Below are 15,762 nucleotides of genomic sequence, written 5' to 3' on the forward strand. Positions count from 1 at the left end.
CCGTTTGACCCCGCCCGGACTTCACCCCGGAACAACAACGGGACTTCACCATCAGGAAAGAAATTCTCCGGGAGTCCGACACCGCGACCGACGCGGAGGTGAGCCGCCGGGAAATCAGCTATATCCGACTGCTGCGATCGAACGATCCGGACGTCGGCTACAACCGGTGGCCCCGTTTCGTCCCGGCCACCACCCCGGAACCGGTACAGCCACCCGCCGTCGCGCACCGGGCCGGTCCGCCGTCCGGTCCGCCAGCCTGACGGCGGCCAGGCCCCACCTTCTCGCGGGGGATCGTTTAGCCCGGTCTCGTCGCACCGGCATAGTCGTCTCCCGGCCATCGCGCCGATGAGATCCGTATGGTTTTTCCACGGCCTGGCGCTGTCACGATTGTCCCGCCGCCGAGATAGAGGGCGACGTGGTGGATGGCGGTTCGGGTGCCGTAGAAGAGCAGGTCGCCGGGGGCGAGGGGGATGTCGGCGGGGAGGCGCGGGCCGGCGTCATATTGGGTCTGGGCGGTCCGTGGGATCCGGACCCCGGCGGCGGCCCAGGCGGCCTGCGTCAGTCCGGAACAGTCGAAGCCTTCCCCGTACGCGGGCCCGTTGCCGCCCCACTCGTAGGGCAGGCCGAGTTGGGCGGTGGCGTAGTCGATGGCGACCAGGGCGGCGGTCGACGGCGCCGTGTCTTCCGCACCCGCTCCACCCGTGCTGCCGGTCCCTGTCTCGGGGGCGGTGTAGGTGTCCACCGAACCCGAACACTTCAGTCGGCCAGCGCGGTGATCTGGGCGCTGAAGTCTTCACGTGCGCCGGCGTGGGGAATCCCGCCGCGCAGTGGATCATTCAGTTGTGGCGTGAGGCTGTCGCACCTGCCGCGACTGAGCTGGCATCTGACCGCAGGTCCCGGCCGGCGATCCGCCCGGGAAAGACGGTGGGTCACCGCGGTGCTGCCTGGTCTGCTGATCTCCATGGAGTCGATGGCGCACGGTTTGACCCTTGCGTTGAGTCTTCCGTCTGTCGCCAGCGCTGTTCAGGGCTCGATGACGAGGCGTTCGATGAGGTTGTCGCGGAGGGTGAACTGGTAGCGCAGATCGACGACGCCGCCGGGGAAGTTGCCCTCGAGGTGGTTCGTGGCGATGTAGTGGATCTGGTCGGTTTTCTGCGCGGCGGTGAGTTCGATGGTGTAGGTGAACTCGCTGGCCGAGCGGGTCAGCCAGGTTTCGATCGCTGCTGTTCCGTGGTAGGTGGTGCCGTCGTCGATCACGGTGGCGTCGGTGGTGAACGCGCTGATCGCGGCCGGGGTGTTGTGGGTGCGGTGCGAGGCCAGGTAGCGGGCGATCACCTCGGGTAGCGCGTCGGGGGCGATGGGCTGGGGCTCGTTGTCACGCATGGCTGTCCTGACTGTGAGGGGCGGACGGATCACACGGTCGGCGTGGTGCCGCCGTCGATGACGTGCTCGGCGCCGACGATCGACGAAGCGCGGTCGGAGACAAGAAAGGCGACCAGTTCGGCGACCTCGTCGGGCCGGTTGGGACGCCCGAGCGGAATGCCGCCGAGGGAATCCATCAGCCCCGCCAACGCATCCTGGCGGCTGATGCCGGCGCCCTGGGCGAGCCGGTCGACGAGAGCGTCGGCCGCGGCGGTCTGAATGAAGCCGGGCGACACGGTGTTGACGCGTACCCCGCGCGGGGCGACCTCGTTGGCCAACCCTTTGCTGTAGGTGGTCAGCGCGGCCTTGGCGGCGGCGTAGGCAAGGGTGCCGTTCCACAGTGGCATCCGGCGCTGGATGGAGGAGACATGGACGATGGCCCCCTTTCCGGCCTCGATCATGCCGGGTAGCAGGCCGCGGTCCAGGCGGACCGCAGCCAGCAGGTTGATGGTCAACTCGGTGGCCCAGTCGTCCTCGCCGAGGGCGGCGAATCCGCCCGACGGTGCCTCGGAACCGCCGAGATTGTGGACCAGGATGTCGACGCCGCCCAGGCGGTCGAGCGTTTCGGCCACCACGGTCGCCGCCCCGGCGGCGGTGGCGAGGTCAGCGGTGATGAACAGCTTCGGATCGAGGTCGTCCGGCTGGCGGCGGCCGGTCACCAGCACGGTCGCGTCGGCGTGGGCGAGGCGCCGGGCGATGGCCGCGCCCGTGCCTCCGGTACCGCCGGTGACCAGCGCACGCCGGCCATGCAGGGATTCGGTAGGAGGGATGTAGGTCATGACGCCGTCCTGTTCCCGAGTGTGGCCATCCTCCGGCCCACACCCGTAGCTACTGCTAGAATAGAAGTCAGTGACTTCGACTTTAGCAGCTACTGGGGAGGGGGTCACCATGGCGAGCCGGATCAGGCTCGAGGACCGAGAGTGCCCGCTGTCGACAACGGTGCAGCACGTCGGCGAGTGGTGGACGCTGCTGATCCTGCACGACGCCTTCGACGGCTACACCCGCTTCGACCAGTTCCAGGACAGCCTCGGCATCTCCTCCAGCATGCTCACCGCCCGTCTCAAGACCCTCGTCGCCGACGGTCTGCTGGAACGCCGCCCCTACCAGACCAACCCGGTCCGGCACGAGTACGTCCTGACCGACCTCGGCCGCTCGCTGCGCCCGGTGATCGTGACACTGGCGGCGTGGGGCAATTCCCGCCTCCCCGCCGAGCAACGCAGCATGATCCTCGTCGACGCGACCAGCGGAGAAGAAGTCGAACCCGTCGTCATCGACGCGAAGACCGGCCGCCGCCTCGACGACAGCGACGCCTACGTCTTCACCGCGGGACCCGCCGCCAGCTCGGCCATGCGCGCCCGCTACATCTCTACCGCCGACGCCACGTAGCCCCCCGGGGGGTGGCTAACGACCAGGCTGCCGGGTCGAGCCCGACAGAGAGGGTTCCGCGCTCATCCCTCGGACGGTCCCCTGATGGCGCCGAGGTAGACCTCTGACCCCCATCTCGCGCCAACCGCCGCCGCGAAGGGCTCGACACGAACGTCGGCGCTCTCGTGAGGAGCGTCAACCATCAGCGCCTGCCCGGCCTGCATAGCCAGGTAGATGCCGACATGCATGACTTTACTCTGATCCGTTCCGAAGAACACGAGATCCCCCACCTGCAGGGGCGCCCCGGCCGGCAGCGCCGGGCCGGCGTCGTATTGGGCCTGCGCGGTGCGCGGGAGCTGGATGCAAGCCGCGGCGTAGGCGACCTGGGTTAGGCCCTACCTGCCAAGATGGGATGAGACAGGAGATATTTCCCATCTAGGCTAGCTTGGGCGGGGTTGGGAGAGGGAGATCGTGGCAGTGGTGCTGACGGCCGGGCAGGGCCTGGTCGATGATGGTCGGGTGGACGAGCCCGAGGCCGGCCGGCCTGATCCGGAGGTCGAGCCGAAGGCGAAACGGCGCACGTTCACGGCGGAGTACAAGGCGCGGATTCTCGCGGAATACGACGCGGCGACCAGGCCGGGTGAGAAAGGCGCGATCCTGCGCCGGGAGCGGTTGTACTCGGCGCACCTGGTGGAATGGCGCCGGGCGCGGGACCAGGGCGTGGCCGGGGCGTTCTCGAAGCCGCGGGGCCGGCCTGCGCCCGACCCGCGGGACAAGGAGATCGAGCAGTTGCGGGCGCGGCTGGCCCGGCAAGATAAGGAACTCGAGGCGTCCCGGCGCGTGATGGACATCATGGGAAAAGCCAACGCGCTCGTGGAGGCGCTCTCCGAGAGCATTCCCGGAATCACCCGGGAATCGTCGCCGAAGGAGAACGGATAGCCGACGCGTGCGCGGTCGAGCTGGCCGACGTCGTCGGGGCGAAGAAGGCGTGCGAGCTGACGGGCCGGTCGCGGGCGACGTTCTACCGGCGCCACCGGCCGCCCGCGTCGGCTCCGCCGCGCCGCCCGCCGAAGCCGCACCGGGAGCGCGCCCAGCCGCGGGCGCTGTCCCCGGAGGAACGGGCACGGGTGCTGGCGATGCTCGACTCGGAGCGGTTCGCCGACGCGTCGCCGCGGTCCGTGTGGGCGACGCTGCTCGACGAGGGCGTCTACCTGGCCTCCTGGCGAACCTTCTACCGGATCCTGGCCGCCGAGGGCCAGACCGGGGAGCGCCGCGCCCAGGCCACGCACCCGCCGCACGTGAAGCCCGAGCTGCTCGCGGAGGCGCCCCACCGCGTGTGGACCTGGGATATCACGAAAATCAAGGGGCCGTCGAAACACAGCTATTTCTACCTGTATGTCATTCTCGATATCTTCAGCCGGTATGTCGTGGGCTGGATGCTGGCGCCGAACGAGTCGGGCGAGTTGGCGAAGGAGCTGGTCACGCAGACCTGCGAGAAGTACGGCGTCGACACGTCGGGGCTGACGGTGCACGCGGACCGGGGCTCGTCGATGACGTCGAAGACGGTCGCGATGCTCTACGCGGACCTCGACATCGTCCGGTCGCACTCCAGGCCGCGGGTCTCGAACGACAACCCGTACTCGGAGTCCCAGTTCAAGACGCTGAAGTACCGGCCCGGCTTTCCTGACCGCTTTGGTACCCTCGCCGAGGCGCGCCAGTTCTGCCGCCGGTTCTTCGCCTGGTACAACCACGAGCACAGACATTCGGGAATCGGCTATCTCGCGCCGGCGGTCGTGTATTTCGGCCAGGCCGAGGCGGTGCACGCTGCCCGCGGCCGCGTCCTCGACGCGGCCTACGCCGCGCACCCGGAGCGGTTCGTGAACCGGCGCCCGGTTCCGCCGCCGCTCCCACAGCCTGCCGGGATCAACCACAAGCCCGACGAGCGAGCAGAACCGGCCGCCGCCGGCATCCCCGAACGATCGGAGGTCGTCCCCCGACAGAGAACGCATGCAGGGTAATCCACAAAGAATCTTGTCTTAAAGATCTTGACAAGTTCCGAACCCGGCCGGTGGCACACCGACCGGGTTGGGGATGCACACTGTGCGCTCGGAGGGGCTCGAACCCCCAGCCTCTTGACCCGTAGTTAGATTTAGATCTTCCGTCGACGTTCGCAGAGGTCCGCCCCGTCCGCTGACCTGGTGGGCTCTGTCCATGGGCGTCCGCCAACGTCCACCCTCGTCCACCGGCTTGGCTGTCAACTTGGCTGTCAGTCGTTCTGACTATGGTCATCTTGGTGGTCTTCGCGGTGCCATGGTTTAGTGAGAGCTATACTCGTTTGATGGACGGGCGGCAGTGGGACGTCTACCTCGTCAACGAGGTCCGTGACTGGATCGACGGCCTGGACGCCGCGACACACGCGCGGGTCGTCCAGGCGATCGACCTGCTCGCGGAGACCGGCCCCGGGCTGGGGAGACCGCTGGTCGACACGATCAGCGGCTCGTCGCTGCCGAACCTGAAGGAACTCAGACCGGGCACGGTACGGATCTTGTTCTGTTTCGATCCGTAGCGTTCGAGCATCCTGCTTGTTGCCGGGGACAAATCCGGGCAGTGGAACGCCTGGTACGACGAAGCGATTCCACTGGCGGAGCAACGCTACAAGAGCTACCTGGTGGAACGCGGCCAGGAGGAGGGTGATCGGCGATGAGTGGTCACGTACGGTGGGCTGATGTCCGTGCCGAGCAGGTCGCCCGGGCCGGCGGGGAGGAGGCGGTCGCCGCCGGCAAGCAGGAGCTTCTTGCGGTCGCGGTGGGGCACCGGCTTGCCGAGGTGCGTCGTGCGCGGGGTCTGACCCAGCAGCAGGTGGCCGAGCGGATGGGGGTGACCAAGGGCCGGATCTCGCAGATCGAGCAGGGCTCACTCTCCGGTCAGGACGTGGTCGCCAGATACGCTGCCGCTCTTGGTGGCCGGCTGCATCAGGCGATCTACTTTGACGACGGGGACATCGCCGCGATCGCTTGACCTGTTTCGTCGCCGCAGCACACCCGACGGCTTCCTGGGCTGAGGGCCGTTGCTGCACCCGCTGCTTCAGAAAGACCAGAGCCCCGCGCCGTGTGATCGGCTGCGGGGCTCTGACCTGTCTCAACCTGACGTGCGCTCGGAGGGACTCGAACCCCCAACCTCTTGATCCGTAGTCAAGTGCTCTATCCGTTGAGCTACGAGCGCCTGCCGGGCCACGGTAGCGGACCGACTGAGCAAGAGTACAGCATCGGCCCGCGATCTCCGAACGGGCGTCAGCGTGGCGGTAGCCGATGCGGTGTGACGTCCCCCAGGCGGCCGTTGGTGATCGATGCCGTCATGAACGTGTGGTGTGGCTGGCGGCGGCGGTCCGTCGGGGAGCCGGGGTTGAGCAGCCGGACCGGTCCGGCGCCGCCCGTCCGGTGGACCGTGGCGTCCCAGGGGATGTGCGAGTGGCCGAAGACGACCAGGCCGGCGTCGGGGTAGATGGCGCTGACCCGCTGGTTCCGGCCGGTGGCTGTCCCGGTCTCGTGCACGACCACCGTCCGGACTCCGTCGAGATCGACACGTGCCACCTCCGGTAGCAGCTTGCGGATCTCGGGTCCGTCGTTGTTGCCGGAGCAGCCGATCAGGCGCGGAGTTCTGGCCTGGAGCCGCTCCAGCAGGGCGACGTCGACCCAGTCGCCGGAATGGATCACCGTGTCCGCGTCGTCGACCGCTGCCCACACCGGGGCCGGCAGGTCACGGGCACGGAACGGCACATGCGTGTCGGCCAGCAGGACGAGCCTCATCCGTCGAGTCTGCCTCGCCGGCTTCGGCCGGAAAGCGGGCTGTCAGCACGAAAATGCCGCGGGGTGGCCAGCGGGCCGTCGATGTATGAATCGTGAAGGGCTGTCGCGCTCCGTTCGGACGGGCAGAAGCCGGAAGGTACGCTTCCTGTGGTGTCTGGACAGCCGTTGCCGGAGATGTCACCACCGGGCGGCGCCCTGCCCCGGGCGGCTCGGGTCGCAACAGCGACCGGCCTTTTCGTTCATGCCTTCGTCTTCGCGGCCTGGATTCCTCGCATCCCTGAGGTGAAAGCGTCGCTTGCGCTGAGTGAGGGCGAGCTCGGGCTGGCGTTACTTGGAGCACCGGCCGGCGCAGTTCTGATCATGTGGGCCATTGGTCTTCTCGTCGGGCGTGTCGGCAGTGTCCCCGTGATCCGGGTCAGTCTTGTCCTGTACTGCGCCGCCGGTGTGCTCATCGGTGGTGCCGGCAGCCTGCCCGTGTTGTTCGTGCTGCTTGCGTTCTGGGGGGCCAGCGGCAGCGGGCTCGACGTCGCGGTCAACGCTCAGGCCACCGAGGTGGAGCGACGCTACGGGCGTCCGATCATGTCGGGGCTGCACGCGGCGTGGACGGGCGGTGCGCTTGTCGGAGCGGCCCTGGGCGCGGCGGGCGCGGCCGCGGAGACGCCGCTCGGCTGGCAGCTCGCCGGCGTCGGCGCGCTCGGGCTCGTCATCGGTCTTCCGCCGACTCTGATGATGTTGCCGCGTGACGCGCCCGCTCCTGACGATGCACTGATCGTGCGTCGTGCGCCCGTGATGGATGCGAGGAACCCGGCGGTGGCGGGAAATGTCGCCGATACCGGGAGTATCGATAACGTGGCGGGTGTAGATGTTGCCGTCAGTGGCAGGGCTGCCGGTGACACGACCGGCCGGGACGGCGGAAATATTACGGATACGGCTGTCGGCGTCGTGATGACCGAGTCCGTGGTGCCAATTCATGATCGTGATTGTCCGGTATTTCCTGTGTCGGCTCCGGTCTCCCTGCTCGGTGCTGTCGAGGAGCACGAGGAAAACCAGCCGACCAGGAACAAGAAGGGCGAGGATGCCGGGAAGGGAGCCGATGAGAGCGGGGACGCCGGGGAAACGGGGGGATCCGGAGCGGTCGGCACGGCCGCGGAGCGGACACCCGAGGCGGTGTCCGCTCCGCGCGCTTCTCGGGGTTCCCGCGGTTTTCGGCATGGCCTGAACATCCGCCGGGGGGCCGGCCGTCCGCTTGACATGCTCTGTTTCATCTGCCTGTCGAGTTTCCTGTGCGAGGGTGTGGCCGCGGACTGGAGCACCCTCTACCTGCGGGATGTGACGGGTGCGTCCGTGGATGTCGCGGGCATCGGCTTCGTCCTGTTCGCGGGGACGATGCTGGTCGGGCGGCTGGCTGGGGACAGGGTGACGGCCGCCGTCGGGGCCGCCTGCCTGGTCCGGGTTTCGGCTGGGGCCACGAGTGTCGTGTTCCTCTCCGCGCTGGCCGTCGCGGACACCGCTATCGGCGTACCTGGCGGAATCGTGGGTTTTGGCATCATTGGTATCGGAATGGCATGTGTCGTCCCGTCGACGATATCGGCGGCAGGGCGGCTTGGCATTCGTGCTTCCGGTCGGTCCCCGTCCGCTGGGGCCGCTGTTGCCAGGGTTATGAGCTTTGGTTATGTCGGCTGGTTGATAGGCCCCCCGATCGTCGGAGGGCTCGCAGAAATGATCAGCCTGCGTGCCGCTATGATCGTTGTGGTTGCTCTTGCCGCGACGGTGGCGGTCCTCGCGCCTGCTTTGTCCGTTTCGTCCGTCCAGCCTCGGTGATGGCCCTGTCGCGGACGTGTCGAGGGCCGTCGGATGTCTGGCTGGTTTCTGACTGGAAGGTGGGTCGGGCTGGTCCGGTCGGGTACTCTCCGCTCGTGATGGGGGCTGGCGAGAGGGGAGCCGGTGCTGGCGCCACTGGCTGCTGACGATCCGCGTTCTGTCGGGCCCTACCGGCTGCACGGCCGTCTCGGCGAAGGTGGAATGGGCGTGGTCTATCAGGCCTTCGCTCCTGATGACACGCCTGTAGCGATCAAGCTTCCGCACCTGAACGTGGCGGCGGATCCCGAGTTCCGGGCCCGTTTCCGCCAGGAGGTCACCGCTGCCCGGCGCGTCCGTGGCGCTTTTGTGGCCGAGGTCCTGGACGCTGATGTGGACGCCCCTCGCCCCTGGATGGCGACCGCCTACGTCGACGGGGTGAGCCTGGCGGACGCGGTACGCCGCCGCGGCCGTCTGGACGGCCCGACGTTGATGAGCCTTGCCGTTGGTCTTGCCGAGGCCCTGGTCGTCATCCACGCGGCTGGCGTGGTGCATCGCGATCTCAAACCCGCGAACATCATCATGGACTGGGACGGGCCGAAGGTCATCGATTTCGGCATCGCTCGGCTCTCGGACGCCACCATGAACACGAAAACCGGCTTCAGCATCGGGACCATCGCCTGGATGGCTCCCGAGCAGCTTTCCGGAGAGCGAGCCGGGCCTGCCGCCGACATCTTCGCCTGGGGTACCTGCGTCGCGTTCGCCGCGACGGGCCGGCATCCGTTCGCGGCCGGGACACCGGCGGCGTCGATGGCCCGGGTCCTGGGAGACGCTCCCGATCTCGAAGGGGTTCCGGAGCCGTTCGCCTCCGTGGTCGCCTGGGCGCTGGCGAAGCCGCCGGCACAGCGCTGCACCGCCGTGGGTGCGGTGGCCAGCCTCACCGGAAGGCAAATCTACGGCGTTACCGAGGCCGAACGGGTCGCTACCCGTGTCATCCGCGGTGGTCTTGGCCTGGATGACGCGTCGGCAGCCGGTCCGTTCGGGCCGTCTCGGCCATCCGCCGGCCACGGTCAGGCAGCTGGCTGGCCAGGATGGCAGACCCCACCGCCATCGCCTGAAACGGGCCACACCCGGGTCGGGCCTCCGCTCCCGCCGTGGGAGGCCGAGGAACAGCCCGTCCAGGGTGCTCTCTGGAATGCGCAGCCCCCGGTGCCGCCCCCGCCGCAGCCTCCACCGCCCGGAGCGGACCGACGTGGGCTCCTCACTCCACCCGGGCCACCCCAGCAGGGACGCTTCGGCCGTTCGTCGCCAATGCCGGTGCCAGTTCTGGCGGTTCTGCTGGTGGCGGCTGTGCTTACGGCCATCCCCGTGATCTCGCGGGCCAACACCGCGCGGATACCGACGATTATCGGTTATTACGACATATGGGACGTTTTCGGGGAGTTCACGGTGGCGTTCCTTGCGCTGCCGGTGATGCTTGTCGGTCTGGTGGCCGGGAACCGCCGGGGTGCCTGGCGTGATTTCGCGGCCGGATGTGTGGCCGGTCTGTCCGTCATGTCGGTCGCGGAGCTCGGCTTCGCCCAGGAGGAGTTCGGCTCCTCGCTTGACGTCGGCGGGTGGCTGATCATAACGGGTGCCGCCGCAGCGTTGGTCGTCGTCCTGGGCTGGCGGGGCTGGACCGCCGGCTGGACCTTCGGCCGGTGGACAGTCTTCTGCCTGCTCGTCGGTGGTATGGGCGTCGTCGTGTTCGCCCCCGCGGAGCTGCATTGGAAGGCTTATGTCCTCGCCGGGCAGCCGAGCCTGGTCGGAACCTCCGCGATCGCTGGTGTGCTGCTTCTCGCCACGTTGTTCGCGCAGCCCCGCAGCGTCACGTTCTTCACCGCGATGATCGTGGCCGGGCTCTGCGCGTTCGAGATGTTTTATCCGGATCTCCACGTTTACGCGGTCGACAATTTTGCGGTGCTGATCGGGCTGTTGGCTCTCGGCCTTCTTGGTGATCGCTGGTCGGACCGGCTCTTCCTGTTCGCGGCCAGGATGGCTGTTGCCGTGGCGTTGCTGCAGCATGCCGTGCTGGCCTGGGGAGGCGGCGATGTCGTGATACGTCTTGGTGAGACCATCCTGGATCTGTCAGACATCCACCTCGCCGCCTTCGGAGCGATTGCGGTCCTGGCGGTTTTCGGGACGCTGCGGGGCCCGCGGGTTGCTCCGGGGCCATGGCAGCCGCCTCCACCGGGCTACCCTCCGGGCCCGCTGCCATACCGCGCCGGCGGGTCGTACTGATCCGGGACGTGGCTGTCGGACCGTGACGGAGCAACGCCGCAGGCCTCGGTCCGGCGCCCTGGGCTTTCCTGGGTACGGGCTGATCCGGCGGGCGCCGAGGTGAACCGGCTGGCCGTCCGCCGGCAGTGGCTCCTATCGGCCTGTTATCGTGGATCTTCTGCCGCTGATCTGTTGCCGCCGGCGGAATCCCGGTAGCAGCTCGCGTACCAGCGCATTCGTTTCTGCCTGGATGCCGAGGCCGGTCCGTGATGGCGCGATCATCTGGTACATCTCGTTGATCACCGCCTCCAGGGCCTTGCGGTCATGGCGAGCTGCTACTGTGCGTAGTAGATCTCGCCACAGGATTTCGGCTGTTGGCGCCGCGCGCAGGCCCGTTCGGCACGCCGCGATGGCGGTAACGGTATCGCCGTTACCGAGCGTCAAGTTGGCAAGTCGGTGGGCCACATCGACGACGGCGGTGGAGGTGATCGTCCTGATCCTGCCTGAGTCCAGCCATCGGTAGCGGCCTGCCGGCAGATTTGTCCACAGTGGTCCGGCGACCAGCCGTAATGCTGTTGTAAGATCGTCTTCGGCGTCCGTCTCCGGTTGGGCGGAGCGATGGGTGTAGGCGACGAAAAGATCCCAGTCGCACCGGACGTCGTCAGTCAGGCGCCAGCATTCGTTATCACTGACCGTGATATGCGGGCGGCCCTCGTTGTCACTCCCGAGCCAGCCGGCGACATGCTCGAGCTCGTCGTTGAGCACGTCGTCAGGAGTCCCTGGCGGCAGGAGCACGGCGCTGAGAGCGCTGGAAAGTACCCCTGAGCGATGCAGAGCCAGGTACACCACCAGCTCGGTCAGGAACTCCCGGCGATCCGGATCGCAGGGCCCCGGCGCCTCGACGGCGATCTCTCCCATGATCCGGATTGCGACGTCGGTCGCTCGGAACAGCTCGCCAGGCACGGCCGGCGTCGTCACTGGCGCTGGCCGCGCCGGTGACGACGCCAGCGCCGCCGGCAGCACGGGTGGCGCTGCCAGCGGCCGGGAAACTGCCAGCGGCCGGGAAACTGGTTGCGGCTGGGAAACTGGCTGTGGCAGTAGAGCCGGCAGGGTGGACAGTGCGTTGTCGTCAGGCGGATCCGTCCGCGGCAGGCCGTCGTCGCCGGGAGCCGGGGCCGCGAGGGCGTCGCTCGCCGCGGTTCGCCCGGAAAGCCGGACCAGCAGCCCTGGTGTCTTCCACGGTTGTGCCGTCGGTGTCGACGGTGGCGCTGGCCAGACCGCACCGGGAGGGGGCATGGACGGCAGGGGGGAGGCCTCGGCCGGGAACGCGGTCGGCGGCGGAAACGGATACAGCTGGACGCCGTGTGCATCAGGAACGTGTGCATCAGGAGAACGTGGCGGCACAGGCCCCACTGACATCCCGGAGGCCCCGGGCACCTGGAGCTCCCGGGCCGGCATCGCTCTGTTGCGCCAGACGGAGGCGGCACCGTCTCCCCGGGAGGAGGCGTCCACGGACGGGGAAGGGCCGTGAGCACGCCCCGCCGGGTTGCCGCCGTCCGGGTGCCCCGCCGCCTCCGGACGTACCGGTGGTTCTCCTGGAGGCGGCGGGGGTTTGGGTGGTCGGCCAACCGGAGGAGCGATGGCCGGTGAAGGCGTCCGCGGGGGCGGGGACGGGGCCCGCGTCGCTGGGGTCCGCGCAGGAGCTGACGGGGGAGGCACCGACGGCACCGGTGGAATTGGCGGATGCCTGCGATGGAGGGACTCTGATTCCGCCGTGGATGCCTGTGGGCGCATCCACGGCGGAATTTCGGGTACCCATGGCGTCGGCACCTGGTCCGGATTCGAGGTGGGGGCTGGCCGGGATCCGTCCGGGAACGCGGCACGCGCATCGGCGTCCTCGTTCCCACGGCTACGGTCGTCCACTTGCGCCACGCCGTTCCCGAGGCCGGGACGGCGCGGCGACTGTGCCGCTGGAGCGGAGATCCGCCGTGGCGGCGGATCTGTCGGATATGCGGGGTGCGGATGATCGGGACCAGGGCCCGTGGTTTCCGTTTTTGGGATATGTGACACGGCGTCGGCTTGGCCGGAACGTGTGTACGCCGTACCCGCCATACGGAGCATGCCGGCAATGGTGGAGTACTCGCGCGTGCTCAGCGTCTGAGCACTGACCTCCAGCCCAAGGACACCGAGGTGCAGCTTACGCTCCGGGCTCACGGTGAAGCGCCAGCGTGCGGCGGTCGAATTGCCGACGGTCACGACACCGACCCCCTGGGTGGAATCCCTGAAGAGGGCGGAAAGCCGCGCTGTCTCCCGCTCGGACGGAGGGGCGGCCAGGAGCAGCAGCTCCGGCGCCCACAGGGCCTGGCGCAGGGCCGCCGGCCGCCCTCGGAGCGCCGGATCGGGAGATCCGCCGTTTCGTGGTTCACCGCCAGCTGACCGGCCGTGCCACGGCTGACGGCTTTCCAGCTCGTCCAGGACATCGTCGAGGCTGGTACTGGGTCGCAGCCGGTCCGGGGCAATCGACATGAGGCGCCCAGGAAACCCGATCATGTATATGCGGAGATCGCCCGACCAGGGATTCGTGGCCAGTTCCACCGCGACGGACACGGCCACCTCTCGCGCGAGCGCGGCGTCCCCACCGAGGCTGATGATCCCGGGGGCAGCCTCGATGTCGACGAGAACACGAGCTCCTCGGTCGTCCGTGCCCACGGTGGCCAGGCCTGGATAGGGGGCTGGTGTGTCTACGGGAACTCTCTGGCTGTCATCGGCGGGCAGGCCGTCGGCCGTGGTGGTGGTCCGCGCGATACGCCAGGTACCCGGTGCCCGGCCGGCCTGCCAGGGTGAAGGCGGTCCGTCAGGTTCAGCCGGCGCGATGTGCAGGACGAGTCCGCTGTCGGAGACGGTTGCCGCATACACGGATGGCAGGGTGCGACCAGCGGTGGTGAGCTCCGCGGCGAGAAGCCGCAGTGCCTGGTCGAGGAATCGGGCAGCCCCCCCGTCCGCGGCGAGGCGGAGCCCGGGCCTGGTCTGACCGAGGGGGTTGCCGCCCTTGAATCGTGGCCGTCGCCTCATCAGTGCAACCATCATTCCTGTCGTCAGTATGACAGATAGGACGACGGGTGGGTGTACGTCGTGGTGTCTCGGTGCTGCCTGTGCCCGGGTACCCCGCTGTCCAGCCTCCTCCGTGGGAGAAGTCGTGAGGGGAAGCGGCTGGTTCGTAACTGGATGGTAGCGTACGGTTCCTTCGGGTCGTGTCGTGGTGTTCCACCTGTCGTCCAGCGGCGTGCTCGTGTCAGGCGTGCTCATTTCTGTCGTTGCGGTCGGGCATGCATCCGCCGGTGCGTTTGTCGCTGTCGCCTGAGCCAGGGCGGGACGCCGGCCGCGCTTGTCCGGGGCGGGCGGGAACAGGATGGATGGGAAGATGACGGCCACGCTGGAGAGCAGCCTGGAGAACAGCGCGGCCAGCCCGCCCGTCGGCTTCCATGGGTTGTCAGCCGTCGGGTGGCGCCTGGCCGGCGGAGCTGAACGTCGCCGGCTGGCTTGGTCGAGGTAGCGCGGTGTCACGGGCTCATCATCTTCCGCCAACGGGCGGAGCGGCTACCGTGCGACCTTTCCTGTGGATAACTTGGCTGTGGATAACTGGGTCGCCCGGCGGTCGGTCCGGCATGATGGCGGGCAACCGGCGTCGACGTCCGCACCGAAGCGATCATGTGGTCGGTGTCGTGTCGACGTCGCTCTCCCGGTGGTCTTGTCACAAGCCGGGAGCATGGTGTAAACCGGTACCAGGCGGATGGGTGCAAAGCGTACGAAATGCGTCGCGGACGGCACTGGTGTGCGATACTTCCTGGCAGCGAAGCTGCCGGATCGTCCCCTGGATACATGATCCGTGAGAGTGGGGCCGCGGGTTTCGGTATCGACCCGGTGTTGTGCTCATCAAGAACAGTGGAAGTGTGATCGGGTACGCGCTGACAGCACCGTCCTGCCTGAGCATGATTTTTGGACCGCGGTAGAAGCCGTCTGATACACCGCTTCTGGGCGGCGCGGCCCAGAAATCACGCTGTGTCGCCAGAGCGGCCTATCCTGCGCGGTCGATATTTGCTGCTGAAAACCTGTCTGAAAGGGTCTGACAATGCCCAACCTCAATGTCACGTACCAGGACATGGACGATGCCAGTATCAGGCTCAGGAACGGCAGGGCCGACATCGAGGCCCAGCTTGTCACGTTGAAGAAAATGGTCGAGGCCCTGGCCGCTGGTGGGTACGTCACCGACCAGTCCAGCGTGCAGTTCCAGGGGTCCTACGACAGGTTCAATACCGGTGTCACCAACACGCTGGCCGGGCTCGACGGCATGGCCGACTACCTGAAGAAGGCGGCTGAGGTGTTCCGGACCGCTGATACCCAGCTCGCGAGTTCACTGCGTGGCCAGAGCTGACGGGCCGACGGCAGGGCGTGATCACGTTTTCCGCGTCCGGTCCTGGGAAGAAGTCCATGGGCGCGGGGGCCCAGGTCGCCGGGAGGCGGTTTTCGCTCGGTGAGGCGTCCGGCGTGCCGGGCATTCTTGGTGCTTGTCCGGGCACGGCGCGAAGGTCGCCGTCCTGCACGGTGGCTTTCCGTCCGGTCCGAACGGGCGCTGTTCAGAAGGACGTTGACAGGTGCCGTGCCCCCGGGACATCTGCGATCTCTCCTGTGCCTTCCGTGAACGGGCCGGTCGTCGTAGGCCTGTCCTGCGACAGGATCACGGTGAGAGAGGTAGTGCGCGATGACCACTGACCGGCTTTCGGTCGATCTTCCTGGGCTGGACTCGCTGGCCGGCAATCTGACGTCGATCCGTTCGGCGATGAACGCGACCCGTTCGATGCTGGAGAACTACCGAGGGCAGACGGGATCGACCGAGATCGAGGATGCCCTGGACGACTTCGAGCACGGCTGGAAGGACGGACGTAAGAAGATCGACGAAAATGCGAACAAACTGGCGACGATGGCTTCCCGGTCGGCGGAGACCCTGCGTCAGGCCGATGCCGATCTGAGTACCGAGCTGGTCCGTGCGTCGCGGTCGGCCAGTGGGGAAGAGGGAGGGGGGAGAGGAGACTGAGCGGACATATTGCTGCCGAAA

General features: G+C 67.9%; 13 protein-coding genes, 1 tRNA gene and 1 pseudogene. 8 read left to right on the forward strand and 7 right to left on the reverse strand.

Annotated features, from left to right (window positions below; translation table 11 throughout):
* Positions 1–295: 295 nt before the first annotated feature.
* The 3 genes from NBX02_RS00525 to NBX02_RS00535 form a co-directional block, all read right to left on the reverse strand.
* Positions 296–742: a C40 family peptidase gene (locus NBX02_RS00525; RefSeq protein ID WP_250289522.1), complete on the reverse strand. Its 447-nt coding sequence runs from the start codon at positions 740–742 to the stop codon at positions 296–298.
* A gap of 281 nt (positions 743–1,023) precedes the next feature.
* On the reverse strand, positions 1,024–1,383 hold the full coding sequence (locus tag NBX02_RS00530; RefSeq protein ID WP_250281214.1) for a hypothetical protein: 360 nt from the start codon (positions 1,381–1,383) through the stop codon (positions 1,024–1,026).
* 29 nt (positions 1,384–1,412) lie between these two features.
* Positions 1,413–2,201, reverse strand: coding sequence for an SDR family oxidoreductase (locus NBX02_RS00535; RefSeq protein WP_250289529.1), 789 nt, complete (start codon positions 2,199–2,201; stop codon positions 1,413–1,415).
* A 109-nt stretch (positions 2,202–2,310) separates the two neighbouring features.
* On the opposite strand from NBX02_RS00535, the gene NBX02_RS00540 reads away from it, so the two are divergent.
* Complete coding sequence (locus NBX02_RS00540; protein ID WP_250281218.1) at positions 2,311–2,808, forward strand: winged helix-turn-helix transcriptional regulator; 498 nt, start codon at positions 2,311–2,313, stop codon at positions 2,806–2,808.
* Positions 2,809–2,870: 62 nt separating this feature from the next.
* Here the strand turns inward: NBX02_RS00540 and NBX02_RS00545 are convergent, their stop codons facing one another.
* Entirely contained in the window at positions 2,871–3,149 is a 279-nt protein-coding gene (locus NBX02_RS00545; protein WP_445548177.1) for a C40 family peptidase, read from the reverse strand.
* 139 nt (positions 3,150–3,288) lie between these two features.
* Here NBX02_RS00545 and NBX02_RS00550 point away from each other — a divergent pair.
* From NBX02_RS00550 to NBX02_RS00560, 3 genes and pseudogenes are all read left to right on the forward strand, one after another.
* Positions 3,289–4,805, forward strand: a protein-coding gene (locus NBX02_RS00550) for an IS3 family transposase (protein ID WP_445548178.1) whose coding sequence is annotated in 2 segments (ribosomal slippage) — positions 3,289–3,643 and positions 3,643–4,805 — 1,518 coding nt in all. Because the reading frame shifts where the segments join, the coding sequence is not laid out codon by codon here.
* A gap of 320 nt (positions 4,806–5,125) precedes the next feature.
* Positions 5,126–5,491: pseudogene (locus NBX02_RS00555) on the forward strand (type II toxin-antitoxin system RelE/ParE family toxin).
* A complete protein-coding gene (locus NBX02_RS00560) occupies positions 5,488–5,805 on the forward strand; it encodes a helix-turn-helix domain-containing protein (RefSeq protein WP_250281220.1) in 318 nt (105 codons plus the stop codon). Before NBX02_RS00555 ends, NBX02_RS00560 begins: the two are co-directional and overlap by 4 nt.
* A gap of 131 nt (positions 5,806–5,936) precedes the next feature.
* Here the strand turns inward: NBX02_RS00560 and NBX02_RS00565 are convergent.
* Both NBX02_RS00565 and NBX02_RS00570 read right to left on the reverse strand, forming a co-directional pair.
* Positions 5,937–6,009: transfer RNA gene (locus NBX02_RS00565), tRNA-Arg, on the reverse strand.
* Between the two features lie 68 nt (positions 6,010–6,077).
* A complete protein-coding gene (locus NBX02_RS00570; protein WP_250281222.1) occupies positions 6,078–6,593 on the reverse strand; it encodes a metallophosphoesterase family protein in 516 nt (171 codons plus the stop codon).
* Between the two features lie 150 nt (positions 6,594–6,743).
* Between NBX02_RS00570 and NBX02_RS00575 the strand changes: the two genes are divergently transcribed.
* Entirely contained in the window at positions 6,744–8,414 is a 1,671-nt protein-coding gene (locus NBX02_RS00575) for an MFS transporter (protein WP_250289524.1), read from the forward strand.
* Positions 8,415–8,537: 123 nt separating this feature from the next.
* Complete coding sequence (locus NBX02_RS00580; RefSeq protein ID WP_250289527.1) at positions 8,538–10,670, forward strand: serine/threonine-protein kinase; 2,133 nt, start codon at positions 8,538–8,540, stop codon at positions 10,668–10,670.
* Between the two features lie 132 nt (positions 10,671–10,802).
* Here the strand turns inward: NBX02_RS00580 and NBX02_RS00585 are convergent, their stop codons facing one another.
* Positions 10,803–11,612, reverse strand: a complete 810-nt coding sequence (locus NBX02_RS00585; RefSeq protein WP_250281226.1) for a bacterial transcriptional activator domain-containing protein — start codon at positions 11,610–11,612, stop codon at positions 10,803–10,805.
* 3,166 nt (positions 11,613–14,778) lie between these two features.
* Between NBX02_RS00585 and NBX02_RS00590 the strand changes: the two genes are divergently transcribed.
* Together NBX02_RS00590 and NBX02_RS00595 are read left to right on the forward strand one after the other, a co-directional pair.
* A complete protein-coding gene (locus tag NBX02_RS00590) occupies positions 14,779–15,081 on the forward strand; it encodes a WXG100 family type VII secretion target (protein WP_250281228.1) in 303 nt (100 codons plus the stop codon).
* Positions 15,082–15,408: 327 nt separating this feature from the next.
* Positions 15,409–15,741, forward strand: coding sequence for a hypothetical protein (locus NBX02_RS00595; RefSeq protein WP_250281230.1), 333 nt, complete (start codon positions 15,409–15,411; stop codon positions 15,739–15,741).
* Positions 15,742–15,762: the final 21 nt, after the last annotated feature.

This window comes from Protofrankia sp. CiP1_Cm_nod1, assembly GCF_920888515.1.
Lineage (GTDB): Bacteria > Actinomycetota > Actinomycetes > Frankiales > Frankiaceae > Protofrankia.

Bases quoted from the DNA above. Each gene is read 5' to 3' on its own strand.
- NBX02_RS00560 (WP_250281220.1), top strand. From the start codon at position 5,488: ATGAGTGGTCACGTACGGTGGGCTGATGTCCGTGCCGAGCAGGTCGCC.
- NBX02_RS00530 (WP_250281214.1), bottom strand. From the start codon at position 1,383: ATGCGTGACAACGAGCCCCAGCCCATCGCCCCCGACGCGCTACCCGAG.
- NBX02_RS00535 (WP_250289529.1), bottom strand. From the start codon at position 2,201: ATGACCTACATCCCTCCTACCGAATCCCTGCATGGCCGGCGTGCGCTG.
- NBX02_RS00590 (WP_250281228.1), top strand. From the start codon at position 14,779: ATGCCCAACCTCAATGTCACGTACCAGGACATGGACGATGCCAGTATC.
- NBX02_RS00540 (WP_250281218.1), top strand. From the start codon at position 2,311: ATGGCGAGCCGGATCAGGCTCGAGGACCGAGAGTGCCCGCTGTCGACA.
- NBX02_RS00570 (WP_250281222.1), bottom strand. From the start codon at position 6,593: ATGAGGCTCGTCCTGCTGGCCGACACGCATGTGCCGTTCCGTGCCCGT.
- NBX02_RS00595 (WP_250281230.1), top strand. From the start codon at position 15,409: ATGACCACTGACCGGCTTTCGGTCGATCTTCCTGGGCTGGACTCGCTG.